At 61.1% G+C, this 18,586-nt stretch carries 15 protein-coding genes; 7 read left to right on the top strand and 8 right to left on the bottom strand.

All coding sequences use genetic code 11. From position 1 onward, the window contains the following. Positions 1-7: 7 nt before the first annotated feature. Entirely contained in the window at positions 8-301 is a 294-nt protein-coding gene (locus AC1Z24_RS14350; protein ID WP_483746210.1) for a DUF1330 domain-containing protein, read from the bottom strand. 83 nt (positions 302-384) lie between these two features. Here AC1Z24_RS14350 and ribBA point away from each other — a divergent pair, with 83 nt between their 5' ends. Continuing rightward, positions 385-1,494, top strand: coding sequence for a bifunctional 3,4-dihydroxy-2-butanone-4-phosphate synthase/GTP cyclohydrolase II (ribBA, locus tag AC1Z24_RS14345; RefSeq protein WP_483746209.1), 1,110 nt, complete (start codon positions 385-387; stop codon positions 1,492-1,494). A 121-nt stretch (positions 1,495-1,615) separates the two neighbouring features. Here ribBA and AC1Z24_RS14340 read toward each other — a convergent pair whose 3' ends face one another. After that, positions 1,616-2,653 (bottom strand): LLM class flavin-dependent oxidoreductase, encoded by a 1,038-nt coding sequence (locus tag AC1Z24_RS14340; RefSeq protein WP_483746208.1) that lies wholly within the window; start codon positions 2,651-2,653, stop codon positions 1,616-1,618. A gap of 211 nt (positions 2,654-2,864) precedes the next feature. Here AC1Z24_RS14340 and AC1Z24_RS14335 point away from each other — a divergent pair, with 211 nt between their 5' ends. Beyond that, the gene (locus AC1Z24_RS14335) at positions 2,865-4,811 is read left to right on the top strand and encodes a methyl-accepting chemotaxis protein (RefSeq protein ID WP_483746207.1); all 1,947 of its coding nucleotides are present in this window, start codon (positions 2,865-2,867) and stop codon (positions 4,809-4,811) included. 106 nt (positions 4,812-4,917) lie between these two features. Here the strand turns inward: AC1Z24_RS14335 and AC1Z24_RS14330 are convergent, their stop codons facing one another. The 4 genes from AC1Z24_RS14330 to AC1Z24_RS14315 form a co-directional block, all read right to left on the bottom strand. Then, positions 4,918-6,351 (bottom strand): NAD-dependent succinate-semialdehyde dehydrogenase, encoded by a 1,434-nt coding sequence (locus tag AC1Z24_RS14330; protein WP_483746206.1) that lies wholly within the window; start codon positions 6,349-6,351, stop codon positions 4,918-4,920. A 158-nt stretch (positions 6,352-6,509) separates the two neighbouring features. Beyond that, positions 6,510-7,394 (bottom strand): DMT family transporter, encoded by an 885-nt coding sequence (locus AC1Z24_RS14325; protein ID WP_483746205.1) that lies wholly within the window; start codon positions 7,392-7,394, stop codon positions 6,510-6,512. 136 nt (positions 7,395-7,530) lie between these two features. After that, on the bottom strand, positions 7,531-8,115 hold the full coding sequence (locus tag AC1Z24_RS14320) for a biliverdin-producing heme oxygenase (protein WP_483746204.1): 585 nt from the start codon (positions 8,113-8,115) through the stop codon (positions 7,531-7,533). Positions 8,116-8,279: 164 nt separating this feature from the next. Then, the gene (locus tag AC1Z24_RS14315) at positions 8,280-9,905 is read right to left on the bottom strand and encodes an NADP-dependent glyceraldehyde-3-phosphate dehydrogenase (RefSeq protein ID WP_483746203.1); all 1,626 of its coding nucleotides are present in this window, start codon (positions 9,903-9,905) and stop codon (positions 8,280-8,282) included. Positions 9,906-10,184: 279 nt separating this feature from the next. On the opposite strand from AC1Z24_RS14315, the gene lexA reads away from it, so the two are divergent. The 4 genes from lexA to AC1Z24_RS14295 are packed head-to-tail and all read left to right on the top strand — an operon-like array spanning position 10,185 to position 15,955. Next, positions 10,185-10,802 (top strand): transcriptional repressor LexA, encoded by a 618-nt coding sequence (lexA, locus tag AC1Z24_RS14310; RefSeq protein WP_483746202.1) that lies wholly within the window; start codon positions 10,185-10,187, stop codon positions 10,800-10,802. After that, positions 10,802-11,419, top strand: coding sequence for a translesion DNA synthesis-associated protein ImuA (gene imuA, locus AC1Z24_RS14305; RefSeq protein WP_483746626.1), 618 nt, complete (start codon positions 10,802-10,804; stop codon positions 11,417-11,419). Before lexA ends, imuA begins: the two co-directional genes overlap by 1 nt. Positions 11,420-11,426: 7 nt before the next feature. Continuing rightward, on the top strand, positions 11,427-12,857 hold the full coding sequence (locus AC1Z24_RS14300; RefSeq protein WP_483746201.1) for a Y-family DNA polymerase: 1,431 nt from the start codon (positions 11,427-11,429) through the stop codon (positions 12,855-12,857). Further along, complete coding sequence (locus tag AC1Z24_RS14295; protein ID WP_483746200.1) at positions 12,854-15,955, top strand: error-prone DNA polymerase; 3,102 nt, start codon at positions 12,854-12,856, stop codon at positions 15,953-15,955. Before AC1Z24_RS14300 ends, AC1Z24_RS14295 begins: the two co-directional genes overlap by 4 nt. A gap of 156 nt (positions 15,956-16,111) precedes the next feature. Here the strand turns inward: AC1Z24_RS14295 and AC1Z24_RS14290 are convergent, their stop codons facing one another. Both AC1Z24_RS14290 and AC1Z24_RS14285 read right to left on the bottom strand, forming a co-directional pair. Further along, on the bottom strand, positions 16,112-16,771 hold the full coding sequence (locus AC1Z24_RS14290; protein WP_483746199.1) for a DNA-3-methyladenine glycosylase I: 660 nt from the start codon (positions 16,769-16,771) through the stop codon (positions 16,112-16,114). 255 nt (positions 16,772-17,026) lie between these two features. Continuing rightward, positions 17,027-17,881 (bottom strand): LysR family transcriptional regulator, encoded by an 855-nt coding sequence (locus tag AC1Z24_RS14285; protein ID WP_483746198.1) that lies wholly within the window; start codon positions 17,879-17,881, stop codon positions 17,027-17,029. A 102-nt stretch (positions 17,882-17,983) separates the two neighbouring features. Here AC1Z24_RS14285 and AC1Z24_RS14280 point away from each other — a divergent pair, with 102 nt between their 5' ends. Then, positions 17,984-18,577 carry a LysE family translocator gene (locus AC1Z24_RS14280; RefSeq protein WP_483746197.1) on the top strand — a complete coding sequence of 198 codons (594 nt, stop codon included), beginning with the start codon at positions 17,984-17,986 and terminating at the stop codon, positions 18,575-18,577. Positions 18,578-18,586: the final 9 nt, after the last annotated feature.

The following is an 18,586-nucleotide window of genomic DNA, read 5'->3' as shown; positions in this document are numbered from 1 at the left end:
AAGACGCCTACAGTGGCATCCCCTCGACAATCACAATCTGCGCCACGGCCGCGCCCTGGCGGTGGGCCGCGGCTGCCTGGTATTCAGGCGAGTGGTAACAGGCCAATGCCTGATCATAGGAGTCGAATTCGATGACGACGTTACGGGGGGGCGTCGGGGCACCCTCCAACCATGTGGTACGCCCACCCCGCGCCAGATAGCGACCGCCGTACAGGGCAAACGCCGCCGGAGCCAGGGCCATGTAACCGCCGTATTGGTCGAGGTTGCTGACGTCGACATGAGCAATCCAGTAAGCCTTCATCTACGCTTTCCTTCTGGTTAATTTGTATTATGGTATACCATAATTACTGAGTTCATTTCATCCGCTAACAAGAGCCGACGACGATGCCTTTTCATACCACCGCCGAAATCATCGAAGACTTTCGCCAGGGCAAGATGGTCCTGCTGGTTGACGATGAGGATCGGGAAAACGAAGGCGATCTGCTGATCGCCGCCGAAGCCGTGACCCCGGCGATCATCAGTTTCATGGCCAACGAAGCCCGTGGCCTGATCTGCCTGACCCTGACTGACGAGCACTGCCAACGCCTCGGATTGGAACAGATGGTGCCGAGCAACGGCAGCTTATTCTCCACGGCGTTTACCGTCTCCATCGAAGCCGCTGAAGGCGTCACCACCGGCATCTCCGCCGCCGACCGTGCCCGCACCGTGCAGGCGGCCGTGGCGCCTGATGCCAAGGCCAGCGACCTGGTGCAGCCGGGGCATATCTTCCCGCTGCGGGCCAAGGATGGCGGCGTGCTCAACCGTGCCGGGCATACCGAGGCCGGTTGCGACTTGGCGCGCCTGGCCGGTTTCTCCCCGGCGGCGGTGATCGTCGAAGTGATGAACGACGACGGCAGCATGGCCCGTCGCCCTGAGCTGGAAGTCTTTGCCGCCCTGCACGGCATCAAGATCGGCAGCATCGCCGACCTGATCCACTACCGCCTGAGCACCGAGCATACGGTCAAGCGCATCGGCGAACGCGAACTGCCGACGGTGCATGGCACCTTCCGCCTGATTACTTTCGAGGACCGCATTGATGGTGGCGTGCATATGGCCATGGTCATGGGCCAGATGCAGCGCGACATGCCGACCCTGGTGCGGGTCCATGTGATTGATCCGTTGCGCGATCTGGTCGGCGCTGAGTACACCGGGCCGAAGAACTGGAGCCTGTGGTCCGCGCTGGAACGTGTCGCCGCCGAGGGCCATGGCGTGGTCGTCGTACTGGCCAACAGCGAATCGTCCCAGGCCCTGCTGGAGCGGGTGCCGCAATTGACTCAGGAGCGCCGCCAGTTCAGCCGCTCGCAGTCGAAGATCTATTCGGATGTGGGGACCGGGGCGCAGATTCTGCAGGATCTGGGCCTGGGTAAACTGCGCCACCTCGGCCCGCCGCTCAAGTATGCGGGGCTGATGGGGTATGACCTGGAGGTGGTGGAGACCATTGCCTTCGAGGGCTGACACGCAACACCTATAAGGTGGGACCGGCTTTAGCCGGGAAGGCGCAAGCAGGATCGATACACTTCTATCGCCTGTAATACCGCCTTCCCGGCTAAAGCCGGTCCCACACAATCTGCACAGATCATGCGAATGCCGGAATAACCTTGTCGATAAACAACTGCAACGACGCCTTCTTCTCGGCATGGCTCATGCTGTTGTCGTTCCAGAAGCTGAATTCATCAACCCCCAGGCGCTCGTACTCGCGAATCCGCGTAATGATTTCTTCCGGGGTGCCGATCATCACGTTCTTGTGGATGTTATCCAGGGCGTATTCCGGGCGCTCCTTGACCGCTTCCAGCGGTGTCGGCTCAACGAAGCCATTGACCGGAATCTGTTTGTTGAAGAACCAGCCTTCAAAGGTACGGTAGAAGCGCGAGATCGCCTCGGCGCCCTTCTGCCAGTTGCCGCCGGGCTCGTGGACGAAGGTATGGCGCAGCACCATCAGTTGCGGGCGCGGTACTTCGGGGTTGTTGCTCAGGGCAGTCTCGAATTTGTTGACCAGGTCCACTACCTCTTCATCGCCCTTCATCAGCGGCGTGACCATGACATTGCAGCCGTTCTTTACTGCAAAGTTATGCGAGTCCGGGTCACGGGCGGCGATCCACATGGGCGGGCCGGCCTTCTGTACAGGCTTGGGTACGCTGGTGGAGGTGGGGAAACTCCACAACTCGCCCTGATGGGCATAGTCGCCCTGCCACAACTGCTTGATCACCGGGACCATCTCACGCAGGGCCTGACCGCCGCTGGATGCCGGCATGCCGCCCGCCATGCGGTCGAATTCGAACTGATAGGCGCCACGAGCCAGGCCCACCTCCATGCGGCCGTTGCTGATCACGTCGAGCAAGGCGCACTCCCCGGCCACCCGGATCGGGTGCCAGAACGGCGCGATGATGGTCCCGGCACCGAGGCGAATGGTGCTGGTCTTCGCCGCCAGGTACGACAGGATCGGCATCGGGCTCGGCGAGATGGTGTATTCCATGGCGTGATGCTCGCCCACCCACACTGTGCTGAAGCCGCCAGCCTCGGCCATCAGCGTCAATTCGACCAGGTCGTCGAAGACTTCACGATGGGTCTGGCCTTCGTCGTAGCGCTCCATGTGGATGAATAATGAGAATTTCATGACGTTTCCTCAATCTTTGTAGGTAACAGCCGACAGCCAGCAAGAGGGTTAATAATTCTGTGTGGTCTATCAATTCTGTCGATATCGGACAGATCTGCCAAAGAAGCAAGATAGGCCGGGAACTCTGGTATACCATAATACAAAAATAGCGCAAACGCCTTTGGTGATTTGTGCACGTCCCCCAAGCGCATCAATTGCAGTTGGAGCAGCAATGAATATCAAACAGAAACTGACGTGGGCCTTTGCCATCATTGCCAGTCTGCCCATTATCGTGGTCGCCGGGATCGTGATCCTGAACCTGCGTAGCGAGGCCGAAAGCTCATTCGTCGACAGCAGTGGCCGGGAAATCCGTCAGGTAGCCAGCGCCATGCAGCTGTTCTTCGAGGGCATCAGCCAGAACGTCGATTACCTCGCCAACAGTCCGTTGGTAAAAAACACCGACGGCAACGTGAAGAATTACAGCAGCGCCAACGCCGCAGACATTCCGTTGAACGAGCAGGACAAGCAGTTCTTCGAGTTTTTCGACAGCATCGCCAAGAGTCATCCGGCCTACTCCTACATTTCCTACGGCCTGGCCAACGGCAGCTATGCCTACTGGCCGGGCGATCCGAAGATGGCCAACTACGACCCGCGTGTACGCCCCTGGTACAAGACCGCCCTGGACAATCCGGGCAAGACCGTACGCAGCGCTGCCTACTATTGGGCCGGCGACGATGCCGTACTGGTCAGCACCATCCGCGCGGTGTCTAACAAGCTCGGTGCCACCGGTGGCGTGGTCAATATCGATGTGTCCCTCAAGCAGCTGACCACCATGGTCAAGCAGATCAAGCTGGGTGACAGCGGTTACCTGATGCTGATCGAAAACACCGGCACCGTGCTGGTCGACCCCAAACAGCCGGAACATAACTTCAAGAAGCTGGGTGACCTCGGTGACGGCTATGCGCAGCTGGCCAAGGCTGGCAGCGGCCTGCAGCGCGTGACCCTCAATGGCGAAAGCTTCATGGCCAACGTCTACCCCTCCGACCAGTTGGGCTGGAGTTTCATCGGCCTGATCAAACAGGACGAGGTGATGAGCAGCACCACCCGCCTGACCTGGCTGATTGCAGTGATCGCCGCTGTGCTGGCCTTGGTCTTCGCCATCGTCGGCGCCAGCTTCGCCAGTGTCATCGTGCGGCCGATCCGCAGCGTCGCCAGCGGCCTGGAAGGCATCGCCCAGGGCGAAGGCGACCTGACCCAGAACCTCAGCGTGCGCGGCAGCGATGAAACCGCGCAACTGGCCAACTGGTTCAACCAGTTCCTCACCGCGATCCGCAGCCTGATCCAGCACATTGGCCTGGCGGCGAACCGGATTCTCGACACTTCGTCGCGCTCGACCCGGGTCTCCCACGACATGGCCGAAGCCGCAGGCCGCCAGCGCGAAGCCGTGGACATGGTCTCCACCGCCTTTCACGAAATGGTCGCCACGTCCAACGAAGTCGCCCGCTCCTGTAGCCAGGCCGCTGATTCGGCGGACAGCGGCCAGCGCCAGGCCCGTGAAGGCCAGCGCCAGATTGATGCGGCGGTCAGCAGCGTCGACCAGCTAAGCAGTGAGATCGAGCAATCGGCCCAGGCCATGCAGCAACTGGAGCAGGACAGCAACGATATCCAGTCGATTCTCGGCACCATCCGTTCCATTGCCGAGCAGACCAACCTGCTGGCCCTCAACGCCGCCATCGAAGCCGCCCGGGCCGGTGAACAGGGTCGTGGTTTTGCTGTGGTGGCCGACGAAGTCCGTGCCCTGGCCAAGCGTACCGCCGACTCCACCGCAGAAATCGACGGCCTGCTGGGCAACCTGGCCCGGCGTACCGCCTCGGTGACCCAGCAGATGCGCGCCAGCCTGGAAGTGTCCCAGGACTCGGTGAGCAAGATCGGCCTGGCCCGCACCAGCTTCGGCCAGATCCGCGAATCGGTGGACGTGATCCGCGACATGAACACCCAGATCGCCACTGCCGCCGAAGAGCAGCATCAGGTGGCCGAAGACATCAACCGCCATATCAGCCAGATCCACGGCGACGCGCAACTGGTCGCCGAACTGGCCGACTCGGCACGGGGCGATTCCCGTAGCCTGGCCGAGCTGTCCAATGAACTGGATAGTCTGGTCAAGCGCTTCCGCACTTGACTCAGCGCCCATAAAAAAGCCCGCCAATACAATATTGGCGGGCTTTTCAGGAGCTTTCTCTGCCTTGGCTGGAGCGAACTGTGGGAGCGGGCGGCAGCCGTAACAGTTACAGATTCATCTGGGTCACCAACTTGGTATTCAGATACGCCTCGATAGCCTCAGTGCCACCCTCAGAGCCGTAACCCGAATCCTTGACCCCGCCAAACGGCACTTCCGGCAGGCCGATGCCCAAGTGGTTGATCGACAGCATGCCGGCTTCGATGCCGTTGCTGAGGATCTGCGCAGTCTTCATCGAGGTGGTGAAAGCGTAGGAAGCCAGGCCGAATGGCACACGGTTGGATTCCTTGACCGCTTCTTCAACGGTGTCGAACGGCACCAGCAGCGCTACAGGGCCGAAAGGCTCGTCGCTCATGATGTGCATTTCGGTGGTCAAGCCGCTGAGCACGGTCGGGGCGAAGAAGTAGCCGGGGCCGTCGATGGCCTGGCCACCGGTATGCAGCGTGGCGCCAGCATCAACCGCATTCTTGACCAGCGCAGTAAGCGCCGGAATGCGCCGGGCATTGGCTACCGGCCCCATGGTGGTGGTGGATTCCAGGCCGTTGCCGACCTTCACTTCCCGGGTCAGACCGACGAATTTCTCGACGAAGGCATCGAACACGCCGCGCTGCACCAGAATCCGCGTCGGCGAGACACAGACTTGACCGGCGTTACGGAACTTGGAAGCGGCCAGGGTACGGGCTGCCAGATCGATATCGGCGTCGTCGAACACCAGGGCCGGGGCATGCCCGCCCAGTTCCATGGTCGCGCGCTTCATGTGCTGGCCCGCCAGGGCGGCCAGTTGCTTGCCCACCGGGGTCGAGCCGGTGAAGGTGATTTTGCGGATCACCGGATGCGGGATCAGGTAGCTGGAAATTTCCGCAGGCGAGCCATACACCAGGGCGATCACGCCAGCCGGTACACCGGCATCGGCGAAGGCGCGGATCAGTTCGGCAGGCGATGCCGGGGTTTCTTCCGGAGCCTTGATGATGATCGAGCAACCGGCGGCCAGGGCCGAGGACAGCTTGCGCACCACCTGATTGATCGGGAAGTTCCACGGCGTAAAGGCCGCGACCGGACCGACCGGCTCCTTGATCACCTTCTGCTCGACCAGCGGATTGCGCGACGGCACCAAGCGGCCATAGCTGCGGCGGCCTTCTTCGGCCAGCCAGTCAATGATATCGGCAGCCGACATCACTTCGGTGCGGGCTTCGGCCAGGGGCTTGCCCTGCTCCTGGGTCATGATCTTCGCAACGGTGTCGATACGCTCGCGCAGCAGATTGGCGGCCTTCTGCATGATCTTGTAGCGCTCGTACGCCGGTGTCGCGCGCCAGGTGGCGAAACCGCGCTCGGCCGCAGCCAGGGCGTCATCGAGGTCCGGAATACCGGCATGGGCAACGGTGCCAAGGGTCTCGCCGGTGGCCGGATTGACCACATCGATAGTGCGACCGTCACGGCTGGCGCGCCATTGACCATCAATGAACAGCTGAACATCAGGATACATAGCGATTCTCCAGAGGCCCTTGGCGGACCGGAAATGGAAGCTCAGTAGCAGCCGGGAAATTAGTGGTATATGCCCATATTGGGTGATTCATTGCAGCTTTCAAGGAGGCAGGGTAAATATTTCATGTCGCCTGACATTCAATAACCACTGCCGTGCACTCAACTCTTGATCCGCTGTTGCCAGGCCGCCGCCAGACCGCTCAGACAGATCACGGTAATGCCCAATTGCGCCAGCAACGAAGGGGCATGATCAAAAACGATGTAGCCCAGCAGACCGGCAAAGACGATCTGGCAATAACTGAATGGCGCCAGCATGGCCGGAGCGGCGAAGCGAAAGGCCTGAGTCAACAACAGGTGCGCGACCATACCAAAGGTGCCCAGGGCCAGCATGAATGGTAAATGCTTCAGTTCCGGGGTTTGCCAGAAGAACGGCACCAGCGCACTCATGACCAGACTGTTGAACAGCCCGGCAAAAAAGTTGCTGGTGGTCGGGCTGTCATAGGTGCTGAGCATGCGCGTCAGCAATTGATAGAAGGCAAAGCACAGCGCCGAGCACAATGGCAGCAGGCTGGCCGGGGTGAACAGTTCGCCGCCGGGATGGACGATGATCAGCACACCGCAGAAGCCGACGAGCACGGCGGCCCATTGCTTGCGCGTGACCCTCTCGCCCAGCAGCGGCACCGACAGCGCAGTGATCAGCAACGGCGCGAGAAAGTTGATGGCCGTGGCTTCGGCCATGGGGATGTACATCAGGCCGGTGGTGAACAACAGGCTGGTGCCTAACAGGCAGCCGGCGCGCAAAGCCTGCAGGCCGGGACGCTTGGTACGCAATACACGCAGGCCCGCCGACGGCATGAAGATGCAGGCCATCAGCACTGTGTGCACCACATAGCGGACCCAGACCACCATGAAGATTGGATAAAACCCGGACAGGTATTTGGACAGCGTGTCGTGACTGGAAAACAGGAAGGTCGCCAGGACCAGGAGCGCAATGCCCTTGAGTGGCTGATTGACGCCGGATAGCGGCGTACTGGGGGTGCTCATTAGGTGTCCTTGCCGGGAAAAACTGCAGCACTCAATCGATCAAGCGGGTGAATGCCAATGAATGATGGAATACCAAGAGAATATCGGACCGGCCGACACATCTCCAAACAAAGCTGGATCCATTCAGCTGTTTTTTTCACGCTTCGGCCGTTTCAGCCAGGCCAGCCAGCACCCCGGCCTGCTCCAGCCAGCGCTGAAAACACAAAAAAGTGCCGTGGGCGCCTGCCACTACCTGCTGGCGCTGAGCATCTGTCTCGGCGTCCCACAGACGCTTGAGAAAAGCCTTCCACAGCGTACCGGTGGCCGGGCCATAGACATCCAGAAACGCCCCACCGCTGTCGGCACCAATACCCAAACGCTCACCGATCACCCGACGCAGCACCTGCCCGCCCAATGTCGCGCCTTCAATGACGTACATCACGCCGAGCAACTGCCAGGGGTCGCCAACGTTCGGCAAATCGTGGCAACGTTCAAGGCTGTGCCTGTCGATGCCAAGTGCCTGCAGGTCCCGCAAGAGAGCAGGCACCTTGAGCCGCTCTGTTTCCAGGACACCCGCAGCTTGCAAACGCTGCTCCAGAGGCTGATAAAAACCGTAATACGCCTGGATCAGACGCCGGTACAGGGCAGCGTCCAAATCCGCAGACATAAACGGCATGCGCGCTTCCAGAGCGCGATGGCTATCGCCGGTGGCCTCGCGCAGATCCTTCAAGACGGGAGACACGGACAGCCTGGGGAGAGATTCTTCGGGCAAGATCAGAGGTTCTCAAACGGGGTGTGGACTTCGAGTGTCGGCAAGAAGCATCAGTTCAGCAGCAAGACGAAATAGTGTAAGACATAACTGAACGAGGGAGCCGAAGCTCCCCCGTTATTACCGTTGAAACAGCCTCAGAAGATGTAGTCCGTGGTCAAGAAGCTGGAATCGCGATTGCGGATGATGTCGCTGACCAGCGCCTTGTTGCTCTCCTGGAACTTGGTCGCCACCAGGGTACGGATCGAGAACACGCGCAAGGCGTCGTGCACCGAGAGCGTACCTTCTGCCGAGTTCTTGCGGCCATTGAACGGGAACTGGTCAGGGCCGCGCTGGCATTGCGCGTTGATATTGATCCGCCCGACCTGATTGGCGAACGCATCCACCAGACGACCGACCTGGGCCGGGTCCTTGCCGAACAGACTCAGTTGCTGACCAAAGTCAGAATCCAGTACGTACTCAATGACATCGTCCACGTTCTTGTAGGCCACCACCGGCACTACCGGGCCGAACTGTTCTTCGTGATAGACGCGCATGTCCGCAGTCACCGGGTACAGCACCGCCGGGTAGAAGAACGATTCATTGACCTCACCACCACCGGCATTCACTACGCGAGCGCCCTTCTCCACCGCATCGGTCACCAGACCTTGCAGATAATCAGGCTTGCTCGGCTCCGGCAGCGGCGTCAGGGAAACGCCCGGTTCCCAAGGCATGCCGGGTTTGAGCTGCGCCAGTTTCTGCTCGAACTTGGCGAGGAAGCTGTCCACCACGTCCTCATGGACAAAGAGGATTTTCAGCGCCGTGCAGCGCTGGCCATTGAACGACAGCGAACCGGTGATGGACTCGCTGACCGCGTTGTCCAGATCGGCATCGGGCAGCACGATCCCCGGGTTCTTTGCATCCAGGCCCAACGCGGCGCGCAACCGGTGTGGCTTGGGATGGAGCTTTTTCAGGTCGCTGGCGGCCTTGTTGGTGCCGATAAAGGCAAAGACATCGATCTTGCCACTGGCCATCAACGGGCTGACGGTCTCGCGGCCGCTGCCGTAGATAACGTTGATCACCCCGGCCGGGAAGCTGTCGCGGAAGGCTTCGAGCAACGGGCGGATCAACAGCACACCGAACTTGGCCGGCTTGAACACCACGGTATTGCCCATGATCAGGGCCGGGATCAGGGTGGTGAAGGTTTCGTTCAGCGGATAGTTATACGGCCCCATGCACAGGGTTACGCCCAGCGGCACCCGGCGGATCTGGCCGAGAGTGTCCTGTTCCAGCTCGAAACGACTGGAGCGACGGTCCAGTTCCTTGAGGGCATTGATGGTGTCGACGATATAGTCGCAGGTGCGGTCGAACTCTTTTTCCGAGTCCTTGAGGTTCTTGCCGATCTCCCACATCAGCAGCTTGACCACCGCCTCGCGCTGCTCGCGCATGCGCTTGAGAAACGCCTCGACATGCTGAATGCGCTCGACCACGCGCATGGTCGGCCAGGCACCCTGGCCCCGGTCATAAGCACGGACGGCGGCGTCCAGAGCGGTCATGGCGGTTTGCCCATCCATCAGCGGCGTACTGCCCAGAATCACCGATTCATGCCCTTGCGCGCCCCGCAGATACACCGGACTGCGCACCGGCGCCAACGGCCCGGCCCACAGTTGCAAGGCGCCATCCACCAGATACTCACGCTGCTCGATGGCCGCGCCGGGACGGTACTGTTCAGGAATCTGTTCAAGGGTGGGAAACAGTGTTGCGAGTCGACTATCCGGGTTCATTGCGTTGACCTCCTTCATGAGTCTTTTGCCGAGAAGCATGACTAGACACTACGCCTCTGTTTGGCAGATGTCATGAGACAGCGCTGTCGCTCAATGAATACGGGGGGTTCCTGATGCATTCCAGATTCGTTGGCGCGAGGCTCGCCCGCGAATCACACGGCGCGGTATGTCAGGCACACCGCGTTATTGTTCTTCGCGGGCAAGCCTCGCTCCCACAAAATTCCAGCCCCCCCGCAATCGACCAGAGGCCCTAGCCATTCTTAAACGAAAAGAGTACAAATGTACTCCATGACGACTTTACCTCCCAAACGCGCTGCCATCCTGACCTTCATCCGCGATCGCATTGCGCAAAACGGCCAGCCCCCCAGCCTCGCGGAAATCTGCGAGGCCTTCGGCTTTGCCTCGCGCAGCGTGGCGCGCAAGCATGTGGTGGCGCTGACCGAAGCCGGTTTTATCGAGGTCACGGCCAATCAGGCCCGGGGCATTCGCCTGGTGGCCAACGGCCCGCGCGCCGAACTGCTGCAAGTCCCGGTACTGGGCCGGGTCGCTGCCGGTGCACCGATTGGCCCGGATATCGATATCCACGACACCTTCACCCTCGACAACCGCACCTTCCTGCGCCTCCCCGACTACCTGTTGCGGGTCAAGGGCGACTCCATGATCGACGACGGCATTTTTGATGGCGATCTGGTCGGCATTCAGCAAAGCGCCGAGGCCCGGGACGGGCAGATCGTTGTCGCGCGCCTGGATGGCGAAGTCACCATCAAGCGTCTGGAACGCGGTCGTGACGGCCTGCGTTTGCTGCCGCGCAACCCGGCCTATCAGCCGATTGTCGTGCGGCCTGATCAGGACTTTGCCATCGAAGGCGTGTTCTGCGGCCTGGTACGTCGGGAATGATGGGCGCGGTCGTCAGCCTCGACGCGCTGCTGGACGAGCGCCGGGTCTGGAAAGGTCGCCAGCAGGTGCAGCCGGTCGCCGCGCAACCGACCGGCCATGCCTTGCTCGACGCCGCCCTGCCCATGGGCGGCTGGCCCCCGGCGGCGCTCTCGGAAATCCTCCTGGCCGCTGACGGCAGTGGCGAACTGCGCTTGTTATGGCCGACCCTGGCACGGCTGGCCGACAGCGGCGAGCGTATCGTTCTGGTCGCGCCGCCCTATGTACCTTATGCCCAGGCCTGGCAGGCCGCCGGGGTGGATCTGCGCCAGTTGTCGGTGATATCCGCCGATGAGCGCGATGCCCTGTGGGCCGTGGAGCAATGCCTGCGCTCCGGCAGTTGCGGCGCGGTGCTGTGCTGGCCGCGCAAGGTCGATGACCGGGCCCTGCGCCGCCTGCAAGTAGCAGCGGAAACCGGCGAGACCCTGGCTTTCGCCTGTCGCGGCCAGCAGACAGCGGCCAACCCGTCGCCGGCCGCGCTGCGCATTGCCATCGATGCGCGCCCCAGCCAGTTGCGGGTGCTCAAGTGTCGCGGCGGTCTGCCCCCCGCCTCACCAATCCCCTTCACCACCGACGCCTGAGGTCGCTATGCTCTGGGCCTGTGTCCTGCTGCCGCAACTGGCGCTGGACGGCGTCATGCGTCGTCGTGCCAACCCCGAGGAACCCCTGGCCTTGATCAGCGGCACGGCCCAGCGCCGGGTCCTGCAGACGGTCAATGCCGCCGCCAGGGAGCTGGGTCTGCGCCCCGGCCAGTCATTGAACGCCGCCCACGCCATGACCCGTGAGTTCGCCACCGTTGAATACGACCCGGCACAGACCGATCACTGGCACCGTCTGCTCGCCGCCTGGGCCTATCGCTTCAGCTCCCAGGTCAGCCTGAAATACCCACGGGTGCTGTTGATGGAGGTCGAGTCGAGCCTCGGTCTGTTCGGCCCCTGGCCGGTGTTTGAAGCACGGTTGCGCGAGGAGTTGACGACGCTGGGTTTCAGCCATCGGATAGTCGTAGCGCCCAATCCGGTAGCGGCGCGAATGCTGGCCAATGTCCATGATCGCCTGGCCGTCACCTGCACTGCAGAGCTGCAAGAACTGTTGGAACAGATGCCGGTCAATCGGATCGGCCTACCCCAGGACGTCGCCACGGCGCTCGCGCGCATGGGCTTGCATCGCCTGCATCAGGTCCTGGCCCTGCCCCGGGACACCCTGGCCCGGCGCTTTCCGGCCCATGTCCTGCAACATCTGGACACCCTGCTCGGGCGCCGCCCCGTGGCGCTGCAATGCTATGTGCCGCCGGACCATTTCGACACCCGTCTGGAACTGAATTTCGACGTCGAATCCCATCAGGCCCTGCTATTCCCGCTCAAACGCATGATTGCCGATCTGGCCGTGTTCCTCGGCGGGCGGGACAGCGGCGTGCAGCGCTTCGTCATTCACCTGGAACATGTGCCCAGTGTCGGCAGCGTGGCACCGGACACCCTGATCCCGGTCGGCCTGCTCAGTGCAGAACGTGAAGCCACTATGCTGTTCGAACTGGCTCGCGGCCGTCTGGAACAGGTCGTAGTGCCGTCTCCGGTGCGCGCCCTGCGCCTGCAAGCCAAGGACTTGCCCGCCTTCGTGCCGTCCCATCGCGAGCTGTTCGATGACCGACCGCAGCAGAATATGCCCTGGGAGCAACTGCGCGAGAGGCTGCGAGCGAAACTGGGCGACGAGGCCGTGAACGGCTTGAGCTTCCACGCCGATCATCGCCCGGAATGCGCCTGGCAAAGCAGCTCGACGAACAAGCTCACGACTGTCGTCAGTTCGGTGCCACGCCCTGGCTGGCTGCTGCCCGAACCTGAGCCCCTGGCCCAAGCCAGCGTGCGGGTGCTGGCCGGGCCCGAACGGATCGAGTCCGGCTGGTGGGACGGCGCCGATGTGCGCCGCGACTACTTTCTCGTCGAAACCCGCAACGGTCAGCGTGGCTGGGCTTATCGCCGGGTCGGAGATGACAGCGACCTGCTGCTGCATGGCTGGTTCGCATGAGGGCTGATTATGCGGAGCTGCATTGCCTGTCCAACTTCAGCTTTCAGCGTGGTGCATCCAGCGCCAAGGAGTTGTTCGAACGGGCCAAATTGCATGGTTATCAGGCCCTGGCGATCACTGATGAATGCACACTGGCCGGGATCGTGCGCGCCTGGCAGGCAGCAATGGACTGTGAACTGCCACTGATAATCGGCAGTGAATTCACCATCGAGCTCGGCCCGAAGGTGGTGTTGCTGGTGGAAAACCTGACCGGTTATCAGGCGCTCTGCCGTCTGATAACCCAAGGCCGTCGCCGCAGCAAGAAAGGCGAATACCGGCTGCTGCGCGAGGATTTCCTGGGACCGCTTGCCGGGCTATTGGCCTTGTGGGTGCCGGACCTTGAGCAGGATGCCGATACACGTCAGGAACAGGGCGAATGGCTGCGTGGGATTTTTCCGCAGAATCTGTGGCTGAGCGTCGAACTGCATTGCGGGCCGGATGATCGCCAGCGCCTGAGCGCTCTGCTCGCCCTGGCACGATCCCTGGCCATTCCGGCCGTGGCCAGTGGCGACGTGCATATGCATGCCAGAGGCCGCCGCGCTCTGCAGGACACCATGACCGCAATCCGCCATCACACCACCGTGGCCGAAGCCGGGCATCGCCTGTTTGCCAATGGCGAACGGCACCTGCGTGCGCCTGCAGCATTGGCCGAGATCTATCCGGCACACCTGCTCGATGAAACCCTGAATATTGCTCGGCGCTGTACATTCAGCCTTGATGAGTTGAAGTACGAATATCCCCGTGAACTGGTGCCCACCGAGCAGACTCCAGCAACCTGGCTCAGGCATCTGACCGAGGATGGTGCGCGAAAGCGTTGGCCGGAGGGTGTGCCAGTGGTTGCCCGGGAGGCTATCGAAAAAGAGCTGAGAATTATCTCGGTAAAGAAATACGAGAGCTATTTTTTGACGGTGCATGACATCGTCAATTTTGCTCGTAATCAGAGCATTCTCTGTCAGGGTCGTGGCTCGGCGGCCAACTCGACAGTGTGCTTTGCCCTTGGTATCACCGAACTGGATCCGGCCAAGATCAATCTGCTATTTGAACGCTTCATTTCTGAAGAGCGTGACGAGCCGCCAGATATCGATGTGGACTTCGAGCACGAGCGTCGCGAAGAAGTCCTGCAATACGTATTTCGCCGATATGGCCGAGGCCGAGCTGCTCTTACGGCGGTGGCCAGTACCTATCACGGCGCCGGAGCGATTCGTGATGTCGCTCGGGTGCTGGGCCTGCCGTCCGACCAAATCAATGCTCTGGCCGACTGCTGCGGACGCTGGAATGACAACATCCCGCCAGCAGAACGCCTGCGCGAGAGTGGCTTTGAACCGGACAGTCCGATATTGCGTCGGGTGCTGGCCTTGACCGGCGAACTGATCGGTTTTCCTCGCCATCTTTCGCAACATCCCGGCGGCTTCGTCATTTCTGAGCATCCCCTGGAAACCCTGGTGCCGGTGGAGAACGCCGCCATGGCCGACCGCACCATCATCCAATGGGACAAGGACGATCTGGATCTGGTCGGCCTGCTCAAGGTGGATATTCTGGCTCTGGGTATGTTGAGCGCGTTGCGCAGGACATTCGATCTGGTAACCCGTTATCGAGGTTATGACCTGACCATCGCCAACATCCCGGACAAAGACAAGCCGACCTACGACATGATCAGCCGCGCCGACACCGTCGGCGTATTCCAGATCGAGTCGCGGGCGCAGATGTCCATGCTGCCGAGGCTCAAGCCACAGAAGTTTTACGATCTGGTGATCGAGGTTGCCATCGTTCGACCCGGCCCTATTCAGGGCGATATGGTGCATCCGTATCTGCGTCGTCGAAATGGTGAAGAAGAGGTTACTTACCCTTCAAAAGAACTCGAAGCGGTCTTCGAGCGCACGCTGGGTGTACCTCTGTTTCAGGAACAGGTCATGCAACTGGCGATTGTCGCTGCTGAATATACGGCTGGCGAAGCTGATCAGCTTCGACGTTCAATGGCCGCCTGGAAGCGTCATGGGGGTCTTGAGAAGCATCGGGATCGACTCACCGAGCGGATGCAAAAAAAAGGTTATCCAGACGATTTCATCCACCGCATCTTCGAACAGATCAAAGGCTTCGGCAGCTACGGCTTCCCCGAATCCCATGCCGCCAGTTTCGCCCTGCTCACCTACGCCAGTTGCTGGCTTAAATGCCATGAACCGGCCGCTTTTACCTGTGCCCTGATCAATAGCTGGCCCATGGGCTTCTATACCCCCGACCAGCTCTTGCAGGATGCTCGCCGCCACCATATCGAAGTGCGCCCGGTGGACGTGCGCTACAGCGACTGGGACTGTTCACTGGAACCATTGGAAAATCGCGCATACACCCAGAACCTGGCCATCCGCATGGGCCTGCGCATGATTCGTGGCCTGGCTGAAGAAGATGGCCGCCGCATCGAACAAGTGCGCCAACAGCGTGAGTTCAGGGACGTAACCGATTTGTGCGTACGCGCCGACCTGGATAATCGCGCCCGGGCCCTGCTGGCAGACTCAGGCGCCCTGCGCGGGCTGGTCGGGCATCGTCATCGTGCCCGCTGGGAAATTGCCGGTGTCCAAGTGCAACGGCCACTGTTCGGCGATGACTGTTTCGGCGTCGAAGCGCAGGTCGTTCTGCCCTTGCCCAGCGTCGCCCAGGACCTCAAGGCCGACTACGACACCCTGGGCACCACCCTCGGCCCCCATCCCCTGGCCCTGCTGCGTAATAGCCTCGCGGCCAAGCGCTTTCGCAGCGCCAAGGATCTGCTCGACGAAGAGCACGGCCGCAACTTCAGCGTCGCCGGTCTGGTGGTCGGTCGCCAACGCCCCGGCACGGCCAGCGGCGTGACCTTCGTCACCCTGGAGGACGAACATGGCACCATCAACGTCGTGGTCTGGCGTGACCTGGCCGAGCGCCAGCGCAAGATCCTGGTCGGCTCGCAGTTGCTGCAGGTGTTCGGTAAGTTCGAGTTTCAGAACGGCGTGCGCCATGTGATTGCCCAGCGCTTGTTCGATCTGACGCCATTGCTGACCGGGCTGGATGTGCGCAGTCGGGATTTCAAGTGATGGTGCAGTGGGGGCGAATTCATTCGCGAAGAGGCCTTTAACAGCGCTGCATTTTCAGCGCCTGAAACATTGCTTTCGCGAATGAATTCGCTCCCACAATCGCTCCACAGAATGTTGCTGATCAGTAAGTCTGCGATTACCGGTCCTACAAAAGATCTAACCCACAGCCCCCCAAATCCCCGAACTCCCCCGCCGATGACTCTTTAGCAAATGCGTATCCACCATGCCAATCGCCTCCATCAGGGCAAACATCGTAGTCGGCCCGACAAAGCTGAAACCGCGCTTGCGCAACGCCTTGCTCATGGCCAGGGATTCGGCTGACGCCGTCGGTACTTCCTCCATGGTCCGGGGCATCGGGGTGATCGGGGGTTTGAATGACCAGATGAAATCGGCCAGGCCGCCATCCTCTCGCAGCCTGATAGTGGCCTGGGCGTTATTGATGGTGGCGAGGATCTTGGCGCGGTTGCGGATGATGTCGGCATCGTCCATGAGCCGGGCGATATCGTCCTGATCGAAGGCGGCGACCTGGTCTGGATCGAACTGCGCGAATGCCGCCCTGAAGGCTTCGCGCTTGCGCAGGATGGTCAGCCAGGACAGGCCCGACTGGAAGGCTTCCAGGCTCAAGCGCTCGAACAACCCGCGCTCATCATGAATGGGCATGCCCCACTCGGTGTCGTAGTAGTGCTTGAGCAACAGATCAGTCGCTGCCCAGGGCGGCCGGACCAGGCCGTCATCGCCGGTGACCGGATGAACAGGCTTGGGTCGGGCCACTCGCTCAGCGGGCGAATTCCTCTTTATTGACCGATCGTTGGTCATGCGGCAACGCTTCCAAATCTAAAAAAGCAATGAGTCTACTTCGGCAGCGCCGACAGGGACTGGGGACGCAGCAATTACAGACCGCTGCTTATGAGCGAGGAGCTGGCCAGCACCGATATGTTTCTGGTCTGTTCTAAACGCTGCGACGCCACTATGGTAATGGCGCTGCGTCAGATCATGGAAGCCCTGCGCGCCGACGGCACCATCAGCCGTATCCAGGCCCACTATCTGGGTGAGCCGGACTGGCCGGCCGATTCAGACACGGCCCAGATGCTGACGAATATGCCGGGCCAGCTCATCGGCTGCGGCACTTGCCGTCCCTTTGGCGCGATGCAGCGAGATGACGAACGGCGCAAGCTCCGGCAGCTGTGCATCAGGGGAAAGAATCTCGAGACCGGCCGGCAGTGTCGATTGCAGCCAGACCGACACCGCCAGATCGTTGCTGACCATGGCCACGGTCGCTTCGAGATTGCCGCTCTCGAACAAGGTCTTCCAGGGCCGGTCCTGACTTTCCAGCGCGGTGATCACCGGCGTACGAAAGGCGCAGGTGTCCGCCACCAGCGATACCGGCAGCGGCGTCTTCAAAAAGGCCGTGCCGCCCTTGGCCCCGGCCCATACCAGACGCTCGATGGACAGGCATTCGCCGGTGGCCGCCGTGGCGACTTCTTCGACGATGGCAAGATCCAGGGAGCCATTGGCTATTTCAGCTGAGAGTTCACTGGACGAACCACATTTGAGCGACAGCTCCACCTGAGGATTGTCCTCGACATAGGCCTTGAGGGTCGGTGCAATCCAGGCTCCGGCCAGATCATAGGGCACACCCAGGCGAACATGGCCCTGCATCGCGTCGCCCTTTACGTCCGCCCAGATCTGCTCGTTGAGCGCCAGCATCTGCCGCGCCTTGGTAAACAACCGCTCGCCCAGGGGCGCCAGGCGCATGCCGCGTCGGTCTCGCACGAGCAAGGGCGCTCCCAAGCCCTCCTCCAACCGCTTGATCTGCTGGCTGACCGCGCCTTGGGTCAGATGCAGAAAACCGGCGGCCGCAGTCATGCTGCGTTGTTCGGCAACCACGACAAAGGTACGCAGCAGGAGCAAGTCGAGAGTACGCATAATCGATATATTAGTATTCCTAATTCACAGGATAACAAACATTAGTTTCCATACTAATCGGCCAGCCGGTATCAAGTCGAGATCATCCCTGGAAACTGCCCCATGCTCGAATCATTACTCCCGCTCCTGCTGTTCGTGCTCATCTCTACTTTCAGCCCCGGTGGCGCCACCACCCTGGCCACGGCCTCCGGCGCGAACTTCGGTTGGCGGCGCTCACTGCCGTTGCTGGCGGGCATATCCTTTGGCCTGGCGAGTGTGGCTGCTGCGGCAGCGGCCGGGCTCGGCGGTTTGATCCTGGCGATACCGTCCCTGCAATTGGCAATGAAGCTGGTGGGCTCGGTTTATCTGCTCTGGCTTGCCTGGCAGATCGCCCGTCGTGGTGCTCCGGGCGTCGCTGGTACCAAGGAAAAACCGGCAAGTTTTGTCACCGGTGTATGGCTGCTCTGGCAAAACCCCAAGGCCTGGGCCATGACCCTGAGTGCTGCCGCGTCCTTTGCTGCGCTGACCCATAGCCCTACAGCACTGGCTTTGTTGCTGGGTTCGGTATTTGCCCTGTGCTGTGCGCTGTCGCTGACGACCTGGTGTATCGCGGGGTTGATGCTGGCGAGGGCGCTGAAGAGCGAGCGACAGTGGCGGATGCTGAACAGGGTGTTGGGTGGGTTGCTGGTGGCTTCTATTGTGCCGATCTGGTTTTAGAGATCTGCG

The sequence above is a fragment of the Pseudomonas sp. JL23 genome, from assembly GCF_056933585.1.
Note: the sequence above shows the minus strand (reverse complement) of the source record. Positions and strands in the feature narration are given on the sequence as shown.

Excerpts from the sequence above, each read along its gene's own strand:
- imuA (WP_483746626.1), top strand. The coding sequence starts at position 10,802 with ATGGGCGCGGTCGTCAGCCTCGACGCGCTGCTGGACGAGCGCCGGGTC.
- ribBA (WP_483746209.1), top strand. The coding sequence starts at position 385 with ATGCCTTTTCATACCACCGCCGAAATCATCGAAGACTTTCGCCAGGGC.
- lexA (WP_483746202.1), top strand. The coding sequence starts at position 10,185 with ATGTACTCCATGACGACTTTACCTCCCAAACGCGCTGCCATCCTGACC.
- AC1Z24_RS14330 (WP_483746206.1), bottom strand. The coding sequence starts at position 6,351 with ATGTATCCTGATGTTCAGCTGTTCATTGATGGTCAATGGCGCGCCAGC.
- AC1Z24_RS14290 (WP_483746199.1), bottom strand. The coding sequence starts at position 16,771 with ATGACCAACGATCGGTCAATAAAGAGGAATTCGCCCGCTGAGCGAGTG.
- AC1Z24_RS14280 (WP_483746197.1), top strand. The coding sequence starts at position 17,984 with ATGCTCGAATCATTACTCCCGCTCCTGCTGTTCGTGCTCATCTCTACT.
- AC1Z24_RS14325 (WP_483746205.1), bottom strand. The coding sequence starts at position 7,394 with ATGAGCACCCCCAGTACGCCGCTATCCGGCGTCAATCAGCCACTCAAG.
- AC1Z24_RS14300 (WP_483746201.1), top strand. The coding sequence starts at position 11,427 with ATGCTCTGGGCCTGTGTCCTGCTGCCGCAACTGGCGCTGGACGGCGTC.
- AC1Z24_RS14295 (WP_483746200.1), top strand. The coding sequence starts at position 12,854 with ATGAGGGCTGATTATGCGGAGCTGCATTGCCTGTCCAACTTCAGCTTT.
- AC1Z24_RS14340 (WP_483746208.1), bottom strand. The coding sequence starts at position 2,653 with ATGAAATTCTCATTATTCATCCACATGGAGCGCTACGACGAAGGCCAG.
- AC1Z24_RS14350 (WP_483746210.1), bottom strand. The coding sequence starts at position 301 with ATGAAGGCTTACTGGATTGCTCATGTCGACGTCAGCAACCTCGACCAA.
- AC1Z24_RS14285 (WP_483746198.1), bottom strand. The coding sequence starts at position 17,881 with ATGCGTACTCTCGACTTGCTCCTGCTGCGTACCTTTGTCGTGGTTGCC.
- AC1Z24_RS14315 (WP_483746203.1), bottom strand. The coding sequence starts at position 9,905 with ATGAACCCGGATAGTCGACTCGCAACACTGTTTCCCACCCTTGAACAG.
- AC1Z24_RS14335 (WP_483746207.1), top strand. The coding sequence starts at position 2,865 with ATGAATATCAAACAGAAACTGACGTGGGCCTTTGCCATCATTGCCAGT.